Annotated in this window: 16 protein-coding genes; 10 read left to right on the top strand and 6 right to left on the bottom strand. The window is 71.7% G+C overall.

The genetic code is table 11. The features are described from left to right. Positions 1-16: 16 nt before the first annotated feature. Positions 17-1,246 carry a threonine synthase gene (locus ASD62_RS18185; RefSeq protein WP_056917636.1) on the bottom strand — a complete coding sequence of 410 codons (1,230 nt, stop codon included), beginning with the start codon at positions 1,244-1,246 and terminating at the stop codon, positions 17-19. A 164-nt stretch (positions 1,247-1,410) separates the two neighbouring features. Between ASD62_RS18185 and ASD62_RS18180 the strand changes: the two genes are divergently transcribed. The 6 genes from ASD62_RS18180 to ASD62_RS18155 all read left to right on the top strand — a co-directional run bounded on the left by ASD62_RS18180 (position 1,411) and on the right by ASD62_RS18155 (position 6,412). Further along, complete coding sequence (locus ASD62_RS18180; RefSeq protein ID WP_056917635.1) at positions 1,411-1,992, top strand: hypothetical protein; 582 nt, start codon at positions 1,411-1,413, stop codon at positions 1,990-1,992. Positions 1,993-2,167: 175 nt separating this feature from the next. After that, a complete protein-coding gene (locus ASD62_RS18175) occupies positions 2,168-3,118 on the top strand; it encodes an ABC transporter ATP-binding protein (protein ID WP_056917634.1) in 951 nt (316 codons plus the stop codon). After that, on the top strand, positions 3,115-3,921 hold the full coding sequence (locus ASD62_RS18170; RefSeq protein WP_056917633.1) for an ABC transporter permease: 807 nt from the start codon (positions 3,115-3,117) through the stop codon (positions 3,919-3,921). The genes ASD62_RS18175 and ASD62_RS18170 overlap by 4 nt, the downstream gene beginning before the upstream one ends. Before the next feature lie 50 nt (positions 3,922-3,971). Beyond that, a complete protein-coding gene (locus ASD62_RS20525; RefSeq protein WP_056917632.1) occupies positions 3,972-5,222 on the top strand; it encodes a sensor histidine kinase in 1,251 nt (416 codons plus the stop codon). Next, positions 5,219-5,827: a response regulator transcription factor gene (locus ASD62_RS18160; protein ID WP_056917631.1), complete on the top strand. Its 609-nt coding sequence runs from the start codon at positions 5,219-5,221 to the stop codon at positions 5,825-5,827. Before ASD62_RS20525 ends, ASD62_RS18160 begins: the two co-directional genes overlap by 4 nt. Positions 5,828-5,893: 66 nt before the next feature. Next, a complete protein-coding gene (locus ASD62_RS18155; RefSeq protein WP_157581636.1) occupies positions 5,894-6,412 on the top strand; it encodes a hypothetical protein in 519 nt (172 codons plus the stop codon). Between the two features lie 21 nt (positions 6,413-6,433). On the opposite strand, the gene ASD62_RS18150 is transcribed toward ASD62_RS18155, so the two are convergent. Continuing rightward, complete coding sequence (locus ASD62_RS18150; RefSeq protein ID WP_056917629.1) at positions 6,434-7,279, bottom strand: sulfurtransferase; 846 nt, start codon at positions 7,277-7,279, stop codon at positions 6,434-6,436. 38 nt (positions 7,280-7,317) lie between these two features. On the opposite strand from ASD62_RS18150, the gene dusB reads away from it, so the two are divergent. Both dusB and ASD62_RS18140 read left to right on the top strand, forming a co-directional pair. Beyond that, on the top strand, positions 7,318-8,556 hold the full coding sequence (gene dusB / locus ASD62_RS18145) for a tRNA dihydrouridine synthase DusB (RefSeq protein ID WP_056917628.1): 1,239 nt from the start codon (positions 7,318-7,320) through the stop codon (positions 8,554-8,556). A gap of 170 nt (positions 8,557-8,726) precedes the next feature. After that, complete coding sequence (locus ASD62_RS18140; RefSeq protein ID WP_200956963.1) at positions 8,727-10,487, top strand: S8 family serine peptidase; 1,761 nt, start codon at positions 8,727-8,729, stop codon at positions 10,485-10,487. Between the two features lie 94 nt (positions 10,488-10,581). Here the strand turns inward: ASD62_RS18140 and ASD62_RS18135 are convergent, their stop codons facing one another. After that, the gene (locus tag ASD62_RS18135) at positions 10,582-11,142 is read right to left on the bottom strand and encodes a type 1 glutamine amidotransferase domain-containing protein (protein WP_056917626.1); all 561 of its coding nucleotides are present in this window, start codon (positions 11,140-11,142) and stop codon (positions 10,582-10,584) included. A gap of 133 nt (positions 11,143-11,275) precedes the next feature. Here ASD62_RS18135 and ASD62_RS18130 point away from each other — a divergent pair, with 133 nt between their 5' ends. Then, the gene (locus ASD62_RS18130; RefSeq protein ID WP_056917625.1) at positions 11,276-11,977 is read left to right on the top strand and encodes a YdeI family protein; all 702 of its coding nucleotides are present in this window, start codon (positions 11,276-11,278) and stop codon (positions 11,975-11,977) included. 10 nt (positions 11,978-11,987) lie between these two features. After that, positions 11,988-13,226, top strand: a complete 1,239-nt coding sequence (locus ASD62_RS18125; RefSeq protein ID WP_056917624.1) for a deoxyguanosinetriphosphate triphosphohydrolase — start codon at positions 11,988-11,990, stop codon at positions 13,224-13,226. 3 nt (positions 13,227-13,229) lie between these two features. Here the strand turns inward: ASD62_RS18125 and ASD62_RS18120 are convergent, their stop codons facing one another. From ASD62_RS18120 to ASD62_RS18110, 3 genes are read right to left on the bottom strand one after another with little or no spacing between them, the layout of a single operon-like run. Beyond that, positions 13,230-14,267, bottom strand: coding sequence for an ABC transporter ATP-binding protein (locus ASD62_RS18120; protein ID WP_056917623.1), 1,038 nt, complete (start codon positions 14,265-14,267; stop codon positions 13,230-13,232). Continuing rightward, positions 14,264-15,802: an iron ABC transporter permease gene (locus ASD62_RS18115; RefSeq protein ID WP_056917622.1), complete on the bottom strand. Its 1,539-nt coding sequence runs from the start codon at positions 15,800-15,802 to the stop codon at positions 14,264-14,266. The genes ASD62_RS18120 and ASD62_RS18115 overlap by 4 nt, the downstream gene beginning before the upstream one ends. Next, complete coding sequence (locus tag ASD62_RS18110) at positions 15,803-16,834, bottom strand: iron ABC transporter substrate-binding protein (protein WP_082581056.1); 1,032 nt, start codon at positions 16,832-16,834, stop codon at positions 15,803-15,805. Positions 16,835-16,988 lie beyond the last annotated feature (154 nt).

Here is a 16,988-nt window from a genome sequence, read left to right as displayed (position 1 = left end):
GTCGGCGCGGCGGAACTCATCGCAGCACGTCACCGGCGTCGGGGACGCGACCACCGATGGGGAGCAGGGGTGCTCTGACCTCGACGGTGTCGGGGTACTTGATCCCGGTGCCGGTGTTGATGACGAGCACGTGCTCGTCCTCGCCGATCCAGCCGGACTCGCGCAGGTCCCTGGCCGCGGCGAGGCAGGCCGCGCCCTCGGGGCAGATGAACGCCCCGTCGGACGAGGCCAGCCGACGCTGTTCGGCCAACAGGTCCTCGTCGGTGACCTCGACCGCGCACCCGTCGGTCTCCCGGATCGCGTCGAGGACGAGGAAGTCGCCGAGCGCCTTGGGCACGGTGATCCCGAAGGCGACGGTGCGGGCGTCCGGGAACGGCTCGCTCTCACGGGCCCCCGCGGCATACGCACGCACGATGGGGGCGCACCCGGTGGCCTGGACGGCGACCCACCGCGGCAACGGTCCACTGATCCAGCCCAGCTCGCGCATCTCGAGGAGGGCCTTGTGGATGCCGATGAGGCCGACCCCACCGCCGGTCGGGTAGAGGATCACGTCCGGAAGTCGCCACCCGAGCTGCTCGGCGAGCTCGTACCCCATGGTCTTCTTACCCTCCAGCCGGTAGGGCTCCTTGAGCGTCGACACCTCCTGCCAGCCGGGGCGCCTGCCGATGGCCTCGTGCACGATGGCGCCGGCGTCCCCGATCAGTCCGTCGACGAGGTACAGCTCGGCTCCGGCCGCCGCGCACTCGACGCGGGTGATCTCCGGCGCGCCCTCGGGCATGATGATCAGCGAGGGGAGTCCGGCGCGGGCGGCGTACGTCGCCCAGGCCGACCCCGCGTTGCCGTTGGTCGGCATCCCGATGCCACGGACACCGAGCTCGGCCGCGCGGGACACCCCGACGGCCGCGCCACGGGCCTTGAACGTGCCCGTGGGGATGAGTCCTTCGTCCTTCATCGCCAGCCGCGGCAACCCCACCGACCGCCCGTATGCCGGGAGGTCGACGATGGGTGTCCACCCCTCTCCCAGCGTGGTCACGAAGCGCTCGTCCCGGACCGGGAGCACCTCGTGGTAGCGCCACAGCGTCGCCGCGCGCGTGGCCAGCTCGGCCTTGTCGAGGGTGGCGGCGACGCGCTCGAGGTCGTACCTGGCCAGGAGGGGCGCGCCGGCCGTGCTCACGCCCTGGACGAGGTCGGCGTCGTGTCGCTCGCCGGTCCGGGAGCATTCGAGGTGGCTGAGGTGGGAGTACACGGTTCCTTCCCGACTGGCGGGTCTGGGCTCGGGTGCGGGTGTGGGTGTCTTCGACCGTAACGCGCGATGGTGTGCCGACACGTGCTGGACCACGTCGAGCTCGCCGGTTCCGGTTTCTGACGAAGTGAGGACGTGGTCGAGCCTTGGCGGGCACACTTGCCGACGTGGAGGTCGCGGGGGCGCAGACGGTCGATGACGTGGCTCGGGAGTCGGGAGGCAGCCGACGACGCTGGGCCGTCCGATCGGGCCTCGTGCTGGCCCTGCTGGCCGTCGGGCTGGTCGGCTGGACGTGGCGTCACCCGTCCGCCTTCCCGGATGCAGGCGGTTGGGGGATGGAGTACCGGAACTTGTCGTCCGCCGCTCCGCTGTACGTCGGCATGACCTTCCCCCAGCCCGACACCGATGACGTGATCGACGTGCGTTCGGCGCGGGCACACGTGGTCGACGCGTCGGGGCGCCAGATCGAGAGTGTGGCGCTGGTGTGCACGCTGCGGTCGACGCAGGACTCGGCCATCGGGTCCGGGGACGAGGCCATGGTCCGCCAGACCTGCTCCTCGGTCGTGCCGGCCGAGGGAATCTCGATGCACCTCGGACGGGAGCACGGCCAGCAGCTGGTGCTCGCCGTCACTGCCTCGGGCAGTGGCAGCGTGGTGATCGAGGGGATGGACGTCACCTACCGCCACGGTCTGCAGCTGGGCACCCAACGAGTCGGCGGCACCCTGAAGCTGTCGACGCCCGGGGCTTAGACGCGCCGGGCGATCCTGCCTAGGGGGTGTGGTCTCGCGAGCTCCGACGTCGGACGGGAACGGTTGCCCGCCCCCCTGGCAGCACGGCCCACCTGAAGGAAACCTGACAGACGTCACGGCGAGGTCGTGACGAGCGTCGCGGGTCCTGAGGGGACACCACGGGCACGGTGGGGGCATGTCATCGACGCAGACCGTACGACGGCCCAGCGGGGGAGCGGCCGTCCACACCGTTCCCGCGATCGAGCTCATGGGGCTCACCAAGAGCTTCGGCACCGTCCACGCCGTCCGGGGCATCGACCTCACCGTGGCACCGGGCGAGGTGGTCGCCCTCCTCGGTCCCAACGGCGCCGGGAAGACGACCACCATCGACCTCCTCCTCGGTCTCGCCAGGCCCGATGCCGGTGAGGTCAGGGTCCACGGGCTCGACCCGACCACTGCCGTGCGCCACGGGCTGATCAGTGCCGTGATGCAGACTGGCGGACTGCTCAAGGACCTCACCGTCAAGGAGACCCTGCAGCTCACGGCGAGCCTGTTCGCCGGCACCCGACCGGTGGACGAGGTCCTCACCCGCGCCGGGATCAGCGACATCGGCGACCGCCGCGTGGGCAAGTGCTCGGGCGGCCAGCAGCAGCGGCTCCGGTTCGCCATGGCCCTGCTGCCCGACCCGGAGCTGCTGATCCTCGACGAACCCACGACAGGCATGGACGTCACCGGCCGTCGCGACTTCTGGAACGCGATCCACGAGGACGCCGCCCGGGGTCGGACGGTGGTGTTCGCCACGCACTACCTCGAGGAGGCCGACGCCTACGCAGACCGCATCGTCCTCGTCAGCCACGGCAAGGTCGTCGCGGACGGAACGGCGTCCGAGGTCAAGTCGCTCGTCTCCGGGCGCACCATCCGGGCCACCCTCAGCGACGCGGATCCCGTTGTCGTGCAACAGCTCAGGGACATGGACACGGCCGAGTCCGTCGAGCTCCGTGGCGACACCCTGCTCGTCACCTCGACCGACAGCGACGCCGTAGCCCGCCACCTGCTCACCACCACCGACGCCCGGGACCTCGAGATCACCACCCGCGGCCTCGAGGACGCATTCATCAGCCTGACCTCCGACGGAGCCGAGTCATGACCACCACGACGCAGACCACCTCGACCACCACCGAAGCCACCGGCCGTCGCGTTCCCCCCATGGGCGGACTGAACGCCACTCTCCTGAAGCTCGAGGTCCGACGGCTGCTGCGCAACCGCCGCACGCTGATCTTCGCCGTGATCATGCCGGTGGCGTTCTTCTTCCTCTTCGGGACCGGGCAGTCCTACTCGAACGAGGACGCTGGTCACGGCAACGTCGCCGCGTTCATCATGATCAGCATGGCCCTCTACGGCGCCATGCTCTCGACCACCAGTGCCGGGGCGATGGTCTCCGTCGAACGCAACCAGGGCTGGAGCCGGCAGCTGCGGCTCACCCCCCTGACGTCCGCGGCATACATCACGGTCAAGGTCATCGTCGCGATGCTCCTCGGCGCGGTCTCCGTCGCCGTCACCTATGGTGCCGGCGCGGTCGGCGGTGCCCACGCGGATGCGCTGGTGTGGGTGGAGACGGGCCTGGCGGTCTGGTTCGGGTCGCTCGTCTTCGCAGCGTTCGGGGTGTTCATGGGCTACCTGCTGCCGAGCGAGAACGTCATGCAGATCCTCGGCCCCGTGCTCGCGCTGTTCGCCTTCCTCGGTGGCCTGTTCGTGCCGCTGGACCAGCTCGGGCACGTGTTCCAGGAGGTGGCGAAGGTGACGCCCATGTACGGCCTGAACCAGCTCGTCCACGCACCCCTGACGGGCGACGCGCCCGGGTGGGGCGCCGTCGTGAACGTCGCCGTCTGGCTTGCGATCTTCGTGGGAGGAGCTGTATGGCGCTTCGGCCGGGACACCGCGCGGGTCTGAGGGCGGTCCTTGCCGCCGCTTCGGCGGTGGACTCTGAGAGGCTGGGTGCCGTGAGTGCACCCGGGCAGAAGGACGGCTTCGCCGAGCCGCGTCCCCGGCTGTTCGCGGCAGAGCAGGACCAGGGCTGGCAGGGACGGGTGCTGGGGCTCGGGCTCGCCGCGATCTGGCTGGTCTTCCTGTCCGACGCCTTCTCCGCAGCCTGGCGGCACCGCCTCGAGCTCCGCGGCGACACGGCGCTCGTCGTCCTCGTCCTGTTCGTGACGGTCTACGTCGCCCACTTCAGCCACCTGCGTTCGTCCGTCTGGGGGGAGTCGACGCCCACCTCGCACCGCTGGTTCGTGACGCGGACCGGCGTCGTCGGCTGGGTCGGCCTCGCGGTCCTGGCCGCCCTGTCCACGATCACGGTCGGCCAGGAGGGGGCCAGCACGTGGGTGTTCCTGGCCGTCTCGGGACTCTGGACGTTCCGGTTGCGGCTGGGGCTCGCAATCGGGCTCGGGCTCGTGGTGCTCTACGAGCTGCTCACGTTCCACGTCGACGGGTGGGCGCACGACGCCAGCATCACCATGTCGATGGTGCTCGCCATGGCCGCCGTGACCGGGGGGATGGTCGCGTCCCAGCGCCAGCGCGCCCTGGCCGAGGCGCGGCAGGAGAACGCCCGCCTCGCCATCCAGGAGGAGCGCAACCGGATGGCGCGCGACGTGCACGACATCCTCGGTCACAGCCTGACGGTGATCACCGTCAAGGCGGAGCTCGCGGCACGACTGCTGGAGGTGAGCCCCGAGCGTGCCCGCGCCGAGGTCGCCGACCTCGAACGGCTCGCCCGCGATGCCCTGTCGGACGTGCGCCAGGCCGTGGCGGGGTTCCGCGAGATGTCACTGCCCGCCGAGCTCGCCAGGGCGCGGTCCTCACTCGCGGCCGCGGGGATCGAGGCCGACCTGCCGACCGCTGCCGACGCCGTGCCCACGGACCTGCGTGAGCTCTGCGCCTGGACCCTGCGCGAGGGGGTCACGAACGTCATCCGGCACAGTGGCGCCACCGCGTGCCGGGTCACCCTCGACGACCACGGGATCACCGTGTCGGACAACGGGTCGACGAGCCCGCGCGACCACGGCGACCGTGGTGACGTGACGACCCACGCCGAGGCCGGCACCGGGCTGATCGGCCTGCGTGAACGCGCCGAGGCCGCCGGTGCGCAGCTGCGCACGATCGTGCTCAACCCGCACGGCTTCGAGCTGTCGGTCCGGTCGGCAGGCCGGCCGGTGACCGGCGGGTTCGGCGCAGGAGAGAGGGTGGACGCATGACGATCAAGCTGTTGCTCGCCGACGACCAAGCCCTGGTGCGCGGCGCACTGGCGACGCTGCTCGGGCTCGAGGCCGACATGGAGGTCGTCGCCGAGGTCGGGCGCGGTGACGAAGTGGTTGCCGCTGCACGGCGGACCTCACCGGACGTGGCGCTGGTCGACGTCGAGATGCCGGGGCTCGACGGGATCGCCGCCACCGCGGCCCTGCACGAGGCGCTGCCCGCGGTGCGGGTGCTCATCGTCACGACCTTCGGCCGCCCGGGGTTCCTGCGGCGGGCCCTGCAGGCGGGAGCCAGTGGCTTCGTCGTCAAGGACACCCCTGCGCGCCAGCTTGCGGAGGCGGTGCGCAGGGTGCACGCAGGGCTCCGGGTCGTGGACCCGGCGCTGGCGGCAGACTCCCTGTCCGGCGGCGAGTCGCCCCTCACCGCCCGCGAGACCGAGGTGCTCATCGCGGCCCGGGACGGCGGATCCGTGTCCGACATCGCGCGCCACGTGAGCCTGTCCGAGGGAACCGTCCGGAACCACCTGTCGTCGGCGATCGGCAAGACCATGGCTCGCAACCGCGCCGACGCCGTCCGCATCGCCGACGAGTTCGGCTGGCTCTGAGACGCGGCTCCGAGGGCGTCCTGTTTGTCTCTGGTGGGCCGCCGCAGCCCTGTCTACCCTGAGGGGATGGCACCGGTACGAGCGGTGTGGAGCCGAGGCAGGCAGCACGCGCAGGAGCGGGCCGACGGTGACGAGGACGTCGTCGTCCGGCAGTACCGGTACCTGCTCAGCACGGCCACGCTCGATGCCCTCGAGAAGGTCCATGAGGAGGTCGTGGTCGGCATGTCCGACGCCGACCGCCGGGCCTTGTTGGGCGGGTTGTCGGACGCGTTCGCGACCGGGCGGCACGTCGAGGTCGTCGAGCACCGGAAGATCGCGCACCTGATCGCCGCCGGCGGGCATCGACACACCCGCGCCTGGCTCGACAGCCTCGACCCGATGTTCGCGCGCCGGCTGGCGGAGAAGGCCCTCGACAGCGAGGCGGCGTTCGGGCGGCTGAACGGGTACGCGTACTGGGACGGCGTGTCCCAGGAGCCGGTCGAGGATCCGGGTCCCAACGACGGCTTCGACCCCGGCGCGAACCGCTACCGCGCCGACGCCGATCCACGGTTCAACCAAGGCGGCGGGATCGGCGGCGGCGGCTGACGCCGTCGGCCGTGCGTCGGATCAGCTCGTCGCGACCGGTCGGCTCGGATCGCTGATCCAGTCGCTCCACGACCCGGCGTACAACGTCGCCTCGATGCCGGCCTCGTGCAGGGCAAGGAGCTCGTGGGCCGCGGTCACCCCGGAGCCGCAGTAGACGCCCACAGGAGCGGTGTCGACCCGGATCCCCAGCGAGGAGAACCGTTCCCGCAGCTCGGACGGCGGCAGGAGGCGCCCGTCCGGCCCCGAGTTCCCCGTGGTCGGCGCGTTGACGGCACCGGGGATGTGGCCCGCCACCGGGTCGATCGGCTCGGTCTCCCCGGCGAATCGTTCGGCTGCCCGGGCGTCGACCAGGAGGCCGTCGCGTGCGACCTCGGCGGCCGCGTCGGCGTCGAGGACCGGCAGCGAGCCGGCCTGCGCGACGAAGGAGCCCGGGCTCGGGTCGGGCACGTCAGCCGACGTCGCGCCACCGGCCGCCGTCCAGGCCGTGAGCCCGCCGTCGAGCACCCGCACGTCTGCGAGGCCGGCCCACCGCAGGACCCACCAGGCGCGAGCCGCCGCGAACCCCGGACCCTGGTCGTAGACGACGACCCTGCCGTCCTGGTCGACACCGGCCCTGCGCAGGGCTGACTCGACCACCGCCACCTCGGGCAGGGGGTGACGGCCGCCGACTCCTGCGGGACCGATGGGTCCGGCGAGCTCGGTGTCCAGGTCGACGAACGTCGCGCCGGGAAGGTGCTCGACGGCATACCGCTCGGGACCTGCCGGACCGGCGGCCCCGGTGAGGATCCACTGGACGTCCAGGACCACGGGTGGGGCGGGGGAGGCGAACTCGGCTCGCAGGTCGGCGGCGCTGACGAGGGCACTCATTCGGCCAGTCAAGCAGCAGATGGGACAATGGTGGCGCCATGACCGCCGCCACCGCCCCCCAGACGCGCCCGACGCAGGCCAGCCCCGGCACGACCCCCGTGCTGCCGCCCCTGCAGATCGGGCGCCACACCATCGAGTCACCCGTCGTCCTCGCGCCGATGGCCGGCATCACCAACCGCGCCTTCCGTCGGCTCTGCCGCGAGTACGGCCGCGACGGCCTGGAGGCCGGAGGTGCCAGCGGCGCGACCTCGTTGTACGTGAGCGAGATGATCACCTCGCGCGCGCTGGTCGAGCGCACCCCGGAGAGCATGCTGCTCATCGAGCACGACCCCGACGAGTCGCCGCGGTCCATCCAGCTGTACGGCGTGGACCCCGCCACCGTCGGTGCGGCCGTGCGGATGCTCGTCACCGAGGACCGTGCGGACCACATCGACCTCAACTTCGGCTGTCCCGTCCCCAAGGTCACGCGCAAGGGCGGCGGTGCCGCGCTGCCGTGGAAGCGGGACCTCTTCACCGCCATCGTCACGACCGCGGTCCGTGAGGCGAGCCCGTATGACGTGCCCGTCACCGTGAAGATGCGCAAGGGCATCGACGACGACCACCTGACGTACCTCGAGGCCGGGCTGACGGCAGAGCGCGCCGGGGTGGCTGCAGTGGCGCTGCACGGGCGGACCGCGTCGCAGGCCTACTCCGGGCAGGCCGACTGGAGCGCCATCGCCCGGCTCAAGGAGACGGTGAAGACCATCCCGGTGCTGGGCAACGGCGACATCTGGTCAGCCGAGGACGCGCTGCGCATGGCCACCGAGACCGGCTGCGACGGGGTCGTCGTCGGCCGTGGGTGCCTGGGTCGGCCGTGGCTCTTCACGGACCTCGCCGCGGCGTTCGCCGGGACGACCGCCCGCGCCGAGCCGACCCTCGGAGAGGTGACGGCGACGATGCGGCGACACACGGAGTACCTCGTCGACTTCTACGGCGACGAGTACAAGGCCTGCCGCGACATCCGCAAGCACATCGCCTGGTACCTCAAGGGATTCCCGGCCGGCTCGACGGTGCGGCACTCGCTGGCGCTGGTGGACTCGCTCGATGCGCTCGACACCCTCATCGCGACGATGGAGGCAGACGCGCCGTGGCCGGGTGAGGCTGCCGAGGGGCAACGAGGACGCGCCGGTTCGCCGCGCCACGTCGCCCTGCCGGACGGCTGGCTGGACTCCCGCGAGCTCAACGACGCCGCGCGCGAGGCGGTCTCCCAGGCCGAGCTCTCCGTCTCCGGAGGCTGACCGCCCTCCTGGGTCGGTCGAGGGGTCGACGCGCCGGGGCCGCGCAGTCCCGACACGTCGCGAACCGCCCGGATGGGGGCAGTTTTCGGACCTGTCGCGCCATGGGGCCGAGGCCTACGGTGAGCGATGGGTCATCACGCCGTGACCCATCCCTATGGAGGAGTTGACTGATGCGACGATCTCGCATGGTCGCCGTCACCGGAGCAGTGGCCCTGGCCACGACCGCTCTGGCGGGGACGACGGCTTCAGCGGCAGTACGAACCACGCACACGACGGCCGTGTCCAGCGCAGGTGCTGACACGAGCTATGTCGTCCTCGCCGACCGAGCGGCCGATGCGGACGGCCTCGCGGCCGACCTGCGCCGAGCCGGCGGCCAGGTCACCACGGTCAACCGGGCCATCGGCCTGGTCACCGTCAGGTCGAGCTCGTCCGGCTTCCTGGCTCGCGCCCGTCACGTCGCCGGTGTCGCCGGTGCGGCCCGGGACAGCGTCGTCGGGCGCGCGCCCGATGCAGGCGCCGTCAAGGACCGCGTCCTCAAGGAGCACCAGTCGTCCTCGGGCGGCTCGACGAGCCGAGATGCCCACTCGGAGAAGGGAAAGAAGGGCAAGGGCAAGGCAGACCCCCTCGACTCGCTCCTGTGGGGGATGGACATGATCAACGCCCCCGCGGCCCACCGGACAGAGCTCGGTGACAAGCGGGTCAAGGTCGGCATCATGGACACCGGGGTCGACGCGACCCACCCCGACCTGGCAGCCAACTTCGACCGACGGCTGTCGCGCAACTTCACCACGGACCTGCCGGAGATCGACGGGCCGTGCGAGCACGTCGGGTGCGTCGACCCGGCGACCGAGGACGATGACGGACACGGCACGCACGTCGCCGGCACGATCGCGGCGGCCCTGAACGGCATGGGGGTCTCGGGGGTGGCCCCGGACGTGGACATCGTCAACGTGCGCGCGGGGCAGGACAGCGGTTTCTTCTTCCTCGGAGCCACGGCCAACGCCCTGACCTACTCCGGCGACGTCGGCATCGACGTCGTCAACATGTCCTTCTACGTCGACCCGTGGCTGTACAACTGCCGCGGTGGCGCGCCCGAGGACACCCCGGAGCAGGCCGCCGAGCAGGACATGATCATCGCGACGATGAACCGGGCCCTCGAGTACGCCCACCACAAGGGCGTCACGCTCGTGGCCGCCCTCGGCAACGAGCACGACAACGTCTCGAACCCGCGCACGGACACCACCAGCCCGGACTTCCCCCTGGGCACGGAGCACCCCCGGACCATCGACAACGCGAACTGCGTCAACCTCCCGCTCGAGGGTCCGCACGTCATCGGTGTCTCGGCGCTGGGCCCGTCGCAGCGCAAGGCCGACTACTCCAACTACGCGAACGACCTCGGCTCGGGTGAGCTCGAGGTGTCCGCGCCCGGTGGCTGGTTCCGTGACGGTCTCGGCACCGACACCTTCCGCACCAACGGGAACCTCATCCTCTCCACGGCGCCGCTGAACGTCATGGTCGAGGAGGGGCAGGTCGACGCGAACGGCGACATCACCCCGCTCGGAGCATCGCTCGGCACCATGAAGAGCTGCACGACGCATCCGGCTAGGGGCGCGACCGCCTGCGGCTACTACCAGTACCTCCAGGGCACCTCGATGGCGTCACCGCACGCCGCCGGTGTGGCTGCACTGGCGGTCTCGGCCCACGGGAGGTCCACCGGTCACGGTGGGTTCGGCCTCGCACCCGACCGCGTCCGGCGCCTGCTCATGCGGACGGCCACCGACCACGCGTGCCCGACCCCGGCGCTGCAGACGTACACCGACGTCGGTCGCTCGGCCGAGTTCGACGCCCTGTGCGTCGGCGGGACCGACGTCAACAGCTTCTACGGCGACGGCATCGTCAACGCCGCGGCGGTGGTGCGCAAGCACGACTGAGTGTCCTCGGACCTGACGGTCACCACGGTTCGAGGTGGGCACGTCGAGGGATCCCTCGACGTGCCCGCCTCGGCCAGGAGTTTCAGTGACTCGCTCAGGCCTCCTGCGCGGCAGCGCCGTGCGCGATGGACTCGAGCAGCTGGCTGTTGAACGCCGGCAGGTCGTCGGGGTTGCGGCTCGTGATGAGGTTGCCGTCGACGACGACCTCCTGGTCGACCCAGGTGGCGCCGGCGTTGCGCAGGTCGGTCTGCAGGCTCGGCCACGACGTCAGGGTGCGGCCCTTGAGCACGTCGGCCTCGATGAGGGTCCACGGGGCGTGGCAGATGGCCGCAACCGGCTTGCCGGAGGCGACGAAGTCACGGACGAAGCCGACAGCGTCCTCGTCGGTGCGCAGCGCGTCGGGGTTGGCGACGCCGCCGGGCAGGACGAGGGCGTCGTAGTCGTCCACGGAGGCGGACTTCACGGTCTTGTCGACGGGACGCGTCTCCGCCTTGTCGAGGTGGTCGAACGTCTGCACGTCGCCCTCCTCGGGCGACAGCAGCACCGGGGTGGCCCCGGCGTCGGTGACGGCCTGCCAGGGGTCGGTCAGCTCGACGCGCTCGATGCCCTCGGCGGCGACGAGGAAGGCGATGGTCTTTCCACTCAGATGGCTCATGTCTCCACCCTGCGACGTGCTGCGGGGCCCCGCAATTCGCAGGGGCGGCCTGTGGCTGTGGGGAAGGCCACCGTTTGGAACGGGTCGGACGGGGAACGCCCCCGGCGTCAGACCGTCGTGGCAGGCTGCCCCCATGATCGGGACACCGGGTGGGACCCCGGAGCGGCCGGCGACGTTCTTCGCGAGCCCGGAGGAGTTCGGGCAGTGGCTGGCCGCCCACCACGACAGCGAGACCGAGCTCTGGATGGGTCTGTACAAGAAGCACGTCCCCGAGCGCGGCCTGACCTGGGAGGCGGCCGTGGTCGAGGCGCTCTGCTGGGGCTGGATCGACTCTGTCGCCCAGCGCGTCGACGAGGACGCCGTGCGCCAGCGGTGGACACCCCGCAAGGCGCAGAGCAACTGGAGCAGCGTCAACATCGCCACTGTCGAGCGGCTCAAGGCCGAGGGGCGGATGCAGCCCTCGGGCCTGGCCGCCTACGAACGCCGCACCCCGGAGCGTTCCGGCATCTACGCCTACGAGACGCGTGAGCTCGAGCTCCCGGAGGCGTATGCCGCCCAGCTCGCCGCCGATCCGCGCGTCGCCGCCTTCTGGGCGGTGGCCACGCCGTCGTACCGGAAGATCGCCGTCAACTGGGTGCTCACCGCCAAGCAGGAGGCCACGCGCGAGAAGCGGCTCGCCCAGCTCCTCGACGACTGTGCGCACGGGCGGCTGATCCCGTCCCAGCAGTACGGCAACGCGCCGCGCTGGCTCGAGCGGGCGGCCGAGGCGGCTGCAGCGGCTGGTGGGGACGAGGCGGCCGAGACTGCCGCGACCGAGGGCGCCGGCGACGCCTAGAGTTCCCCGCGTGGGGTACACCGAGGTCGACCGGGAGCGCTGGGTCCGCGAGGACCCGGTCCTCAAGCGTGCGGACCGGGACGACTTCGCCCGTGACCGCGCCCGCCTCGTCCACTCGGCGTCGTTGCGACGGCTGTCGGCCAAGACCCAGGTGGTCCAGCCCGGCGACGACGACTTCGTCCGCAACCGGCTGACCCACTCCCTCGAGGTGGCGCAGATCGGGCGCGAGTTCGGGGCGGCCCTGGGCTGTAGCGCCGACGTCGTCGACACGGCGTGCCTGGCCCATGACCTCGGGCACCCACCCTTCGGCCACAACGGCGAGCAGGCGCTCGACGCCGTCGCCGCCGAGATCGGGGGCTTCGAGGGCAACGCCCAGACGCTGCGCCTCCTGTCGCGGCTGGAGCCCAAGCGCATCCACCCGGACGGCCGGCCGGCCGGCCTCAACCTGACCCGGGCCAGCCTCGACGCAGCCACCAAGTACCCCTGGGCGCGCGGTGCAGCGCCGGTGGAGGTCGGACCGACGGCCAAGTTCGGGGTGTACGAGGACGACCTGCCGGTGTTCGAGTGGTTCCGTGACGGACGCCGTCCCGGCCAGCGCTGCCTCGAGGCCGACGTCATGGACTGGTCCGACGACGTGGCCTACTCGGTGCACGACGTCGAGGACGCGATCGCCTCGGGTCGCCTCGACGTCCGCCGCCTGCGCGATGCCTCCGACGTGGACAGCGTCCTCGCCGTCGCCACCGGCCTGTACGCCGCCGACCTCGGCACCGACGCGCTCGGTGCCGCCCTGGAGCGGGTGCTGGCCAGTGGAGCCGTGCCGGCGGCATACGACGGGACGCGGACCGACCGGGCAGCGTTGAAGGACATGACCTCCCGGCTGATCGGCAGGTTCGTCCTGGCGGTGGAGGTGGCGACCCGCGAACGCCACGGGACCGGCACCCTCACCCGGTATGCCGCGGACCTCGTCGTCCCCGACGACACCCGGGCGGAGTGTGCCGTCCTCAAGGCCGTCGCCGCGCACTTCGTCATGCACGCGCAGGAACGGGTGACCGTGATGGCCGGCCAGCGGCAGGTGGTGCGTTCGCTTGTCGAGGCGTACCAGGCAGATCCGCCCGGCCGGCTCGACCCCGACCTGCTCGCCGACTGGAAGGCCGCCGACAGCGACGCCGCAGCCCTGCGGGTCCTCGTCGACCAGGTCGCCTCGCTCACCGACGTGCGCGCCCTCGCGCTGCACCAGCGCTGGTGCTGAGGCTCAGGCGGGGCTGAAGGCGCGGGCCTCGCCGACGACGCTCAGGCCGACGATCGAGCCCGTCGCAGGGACGTCGGTGCCGTGGATGCGCGCGGTGACCACGGTGTGGTCGGCCTGCAGTCGCAGGGCGACGAGCGCGTCGTGGCCGAAGTACGTCGTGGAGAGCACCTCGGCGCAGGGGCGGCCCTCGGCCACGGTGCCGAGCTGGATCTGCTCGGGGCGCAGGAGGACGTCGACGGTGCCGGGAGGGGCGGGCTGGTGCACCGGGATCGTGCCCAGCGACGTGGCGACGGAGGTGCCCTCGGCCCGGCCGCGCAGGAAGACGGCGTCACCGAGGAAGGCTGCCGCGTGGCGGTCCGCCGGCGTCGCGTAGACCTCGGTCGGCGCACCGACCTGGGCGAACCGACCCTCGTGCATGATCGCGACCTCGTCGGCGAAGGACAGGGCCTCGGACTGGTCGTGGGTGACGAGGACGACGGTGACGCCCTCGTGGGCCAGGGCGTCGGCCACGGCCTGGCGGGTCGAGGCGCGCAGACCGGCGTCGAGGGAGGAGAAGGGTTCGTCGAGCAGCACCACCGACGGCCGACGGGCGAGGGCGCGTGCCAGCGCGACGCGCTGCTGCTGGCCGCCGCTGAGCTGGTCGGGGCGCCGGGTCGCCAGATCGGGTGACAGGCCCACGAGCTCGAGCAGCTCGCCGACGCGGTGACCGGACCGGCGCGATGCCCGGGGGAGCCCGTACGACACGTTGTGCCCCACTGACAGGTGGGGGAAGAGGTTGCCCTCCTGCGGGACGTACCCGATGCCACGGCGCTCGGGGGCGACCCACGTGCCGGGTCCCACGACCGTCTGCTCACCCAGCTGCACCGTCCCGGCATCAGGCGTCTGGAACCCCGCCACGACCCGCAGCAGGGTCGTCTTGCCGCAGCCCGACGGCCCGAGGATCGCCGTCGTCGTGCCCGACGGGACGACGAGATCGATGCCGTGCAGCACCGGTCGCGGTCCGTAGGAGGCGTCGACACCGCTGACGCGCAGGGTGGTCACAGGGCAGGCTCCTCGTCGGGGGATCGCAGCAGCAGGTAGGTCAGGGGCGCGGACACGAGCACCATGGCGGCGGCATACGGAGCCGCGCCCGCGTAGTCGATGCTCTCACTCGCGCTCCAGAAGGCGGTGGCCAGTGTCTGCGTCCCGGTCGGGGCGAGCAGCAACGTCGCCGTGAGCTCGGTCGAGACGGCGATGAACACCATCGCGAAACCCGCCAGGGTGCCCGGCAGGGTCAGGGGCAGCAGGACGCGGACGAACGCGCGAAAGGGACTGTCCCCCAACGCGCGAGCCGCGTCGGTGAGCTCCTCCGGCGCGTGCGCCATGGCCGCCCGGATGCTCACCATGGCCCGCGGGATGAAGAGGATCGCGTAGGCCGCGACGAGGACGATGCTGGTCTGGTAGACGGCGTTGGCGTACCGGACCGAGAGGGTGACCAGCGCCAGGGCGATCACCACGCCGGGAAGCGACGACGCGACGTAGGTGGCCCGCTCGACGAGCACCGAGAGCCAGCTGCGGCGGCGCGCGATCAGCCAGGCGATCGGGAAGGCGGCCACGACGGTGATCACGCCGGCGCCGAGGCCGAGGCCGAGGGTGCTGCCGAGCGTCTGGAGCAGCTCGGGCACGTCGGGCTGGGCGTTCCCTGCGGCGAACCAGTAGACGAGGCTGCCGAGCGGGACACCGAGCGAGAGGACCGTGAGCAGGGTGAGCCCGAGCAGGGACGGGACGGTCCACCGACCGAGCCGGGCCGGGAGCGCACGCCGTGCGGCGCCGCGCCCGAAGCGCGAGTGCCGCATCGTCCCGCGCAGCAGCAGCTCGACGGTGAGCAGGCCCAGGCACAGGCCGATGAGGACCAGTGCGAGGACGCTGCCGGCGCTGTTGCTGAACGCCACCTGGAACTGCTCGAGGATGGCGGTCGTGAACGTCGGGAAGCGCAGCATGGCCAGCACGCCGAACTCGGACAGCAGGTGCAGCGACACGAGCAGCATGCCGCCGAGCGCTGCCGGCCTCAGCTGGGGGAGCACCGCCCGGAAGAACGTCGGCCACGGCCCGAGGCCGAGCGAGCGGGAGGAGTCCTCCATGCTCTGGTCGAGCCCACGCAGGACCGCGGCCACGGGCAGGAACACGAACGGGAAGTAGGACAGGGTGGTCACGAGGACCGCGCCGGTCAGCCCCTCGAGGTCGGGGCGGACGGTGGTCCACGCGTAGCTGTTGACGAACGCCGGGACCGCCAGCGGGGCGACGAGCAGCACCCGCCAGAACCGCGCGCCGGGCAGCGACGTCCGCTCGACCAGCCAGGCGGCGGCGATGCCGATGACGGTCGTCAGGGCCACGGTGACGACGACGAGCGAGGCGGTGTTGCGCAGGAGCTCGCCGACCCGCGGCCGCCACAGCAGGTCCCAGGCGGCCCCCGCGCCGGTGTCGAACGCCGTGAAGGCGACGACGAGCAGCGGCAGCACGCACAGCGCCGCCACGGCGAGGCTCGCCGTGACGACTGCTGCCGGTGCGGAGGGGGCTCCTCCTCGGGGTCGGCCCACCTAGAGGATGCCTGCCGCGGTCATCATCTCGATGACCTTGGGACCGTTGAGCGTGTAGGGGTCGACCTTGGGTGCCTGAAGGGTGTCCAGCGGCTCGAGAGCCGCGTCGGACGCGACGCCCTTGCCGACGGCGTACTCCTTGGCGTCACTGGTCGCGAGCATCTTCTGGCCCTCGGCGCTGGTGACGAAGGCGAGGAACTTCTGGGCGTTGGCGGCGTGCTTGCTCGACTTCAGCACCGCGCCACCGGAGACGCTCACGAACGCCCCGGGGTCCTGGTTGCGGAAGTACAGGAGCTTGGTGTTGCCGCTGCCGGCCTTGGTCAGCGCCTGGTCGCGGTACCAGTAGTAGTGGTACATGATCCCGACCGGGACCTGACCGGCGTTGACGGCCTTCATCACGGCGATGTTGTTCTGGTAGATCTTCGCGCCGTCCTTGAGGCCCTTGAGCCAGGTGGCGGTCTTCCCCTCGCCCTGGGTCGCGAGGATCGCGCTGACGATCGCCTGGAAGTCTGCGCCACCCGCGGCGGCGCCCCACTTGCCGGCCCACTTGGGGTCCTGCAGGTCCATGATCGACTTCGGCAGCTCGGCCTCGGTGATCTTGCCGGGGTTGTAGACCAGCACGGTGGAGCGTGCGGCGATACCGACCCACTCCTTGCTCGACGGCGCGTAGGTCTCGCCGACCTGCGCGATGGTGCTCGCGTCGACCGGGGCCAGGAGCTTGGCGTTCTGGACCGTCGTCATGGCGGGGGAGTTCTCGGTGAGGAACACGTCCGCCGGCGACTTGGCGCCCTCCTGGACGATCTGCGCGCCCATCGAGGAGTCGCTGCCGTACCGGATCTGCACCTTGATGCCGGTGTCGTCCTGGAACTTCTTCGCCCACGCCTCGGTGAGGTTCTCGTGCTGCGCGCTGTAGATCGTGAGCTTGTCGGGGTCGAGGTTCTTCCCCGCCTCGAGGGTGCCGTTGCCACAGCCGGTGAGGGCGAGGGTGGCGCTCGCGGCCAGGGCGACGAGGACGGTCCGTCGGCGGATCACGATCGGGTTCTCCTGTGCGGGGTGGGGGTGAAGGCAAGCCTTACCTTACTGCTCACCTCCCGGCCGCTGAAATCGCGGGGTCGGCCACGAGCCGACCGGGAGGTATGGGGCCGGCCGGCGGCGCGGCCACGGGACCCCGCGTGGCCGGTGGTCG

Origin of the sequence: Phycicoccus sp. Root563 (assembly GCF_001427915.1) — a bacterium.
In the GTDB taxonomy this organism is placed as follows: Bacteria; Actinomycetota; Actinomycetes; order Actinomycetales; family Dermatophilaceae; genus Pedococcus.
Note: the sequence above shows the minus strand (reverse complement) of the source record. Positions and strands in the feature narration are given on the sequence as shown.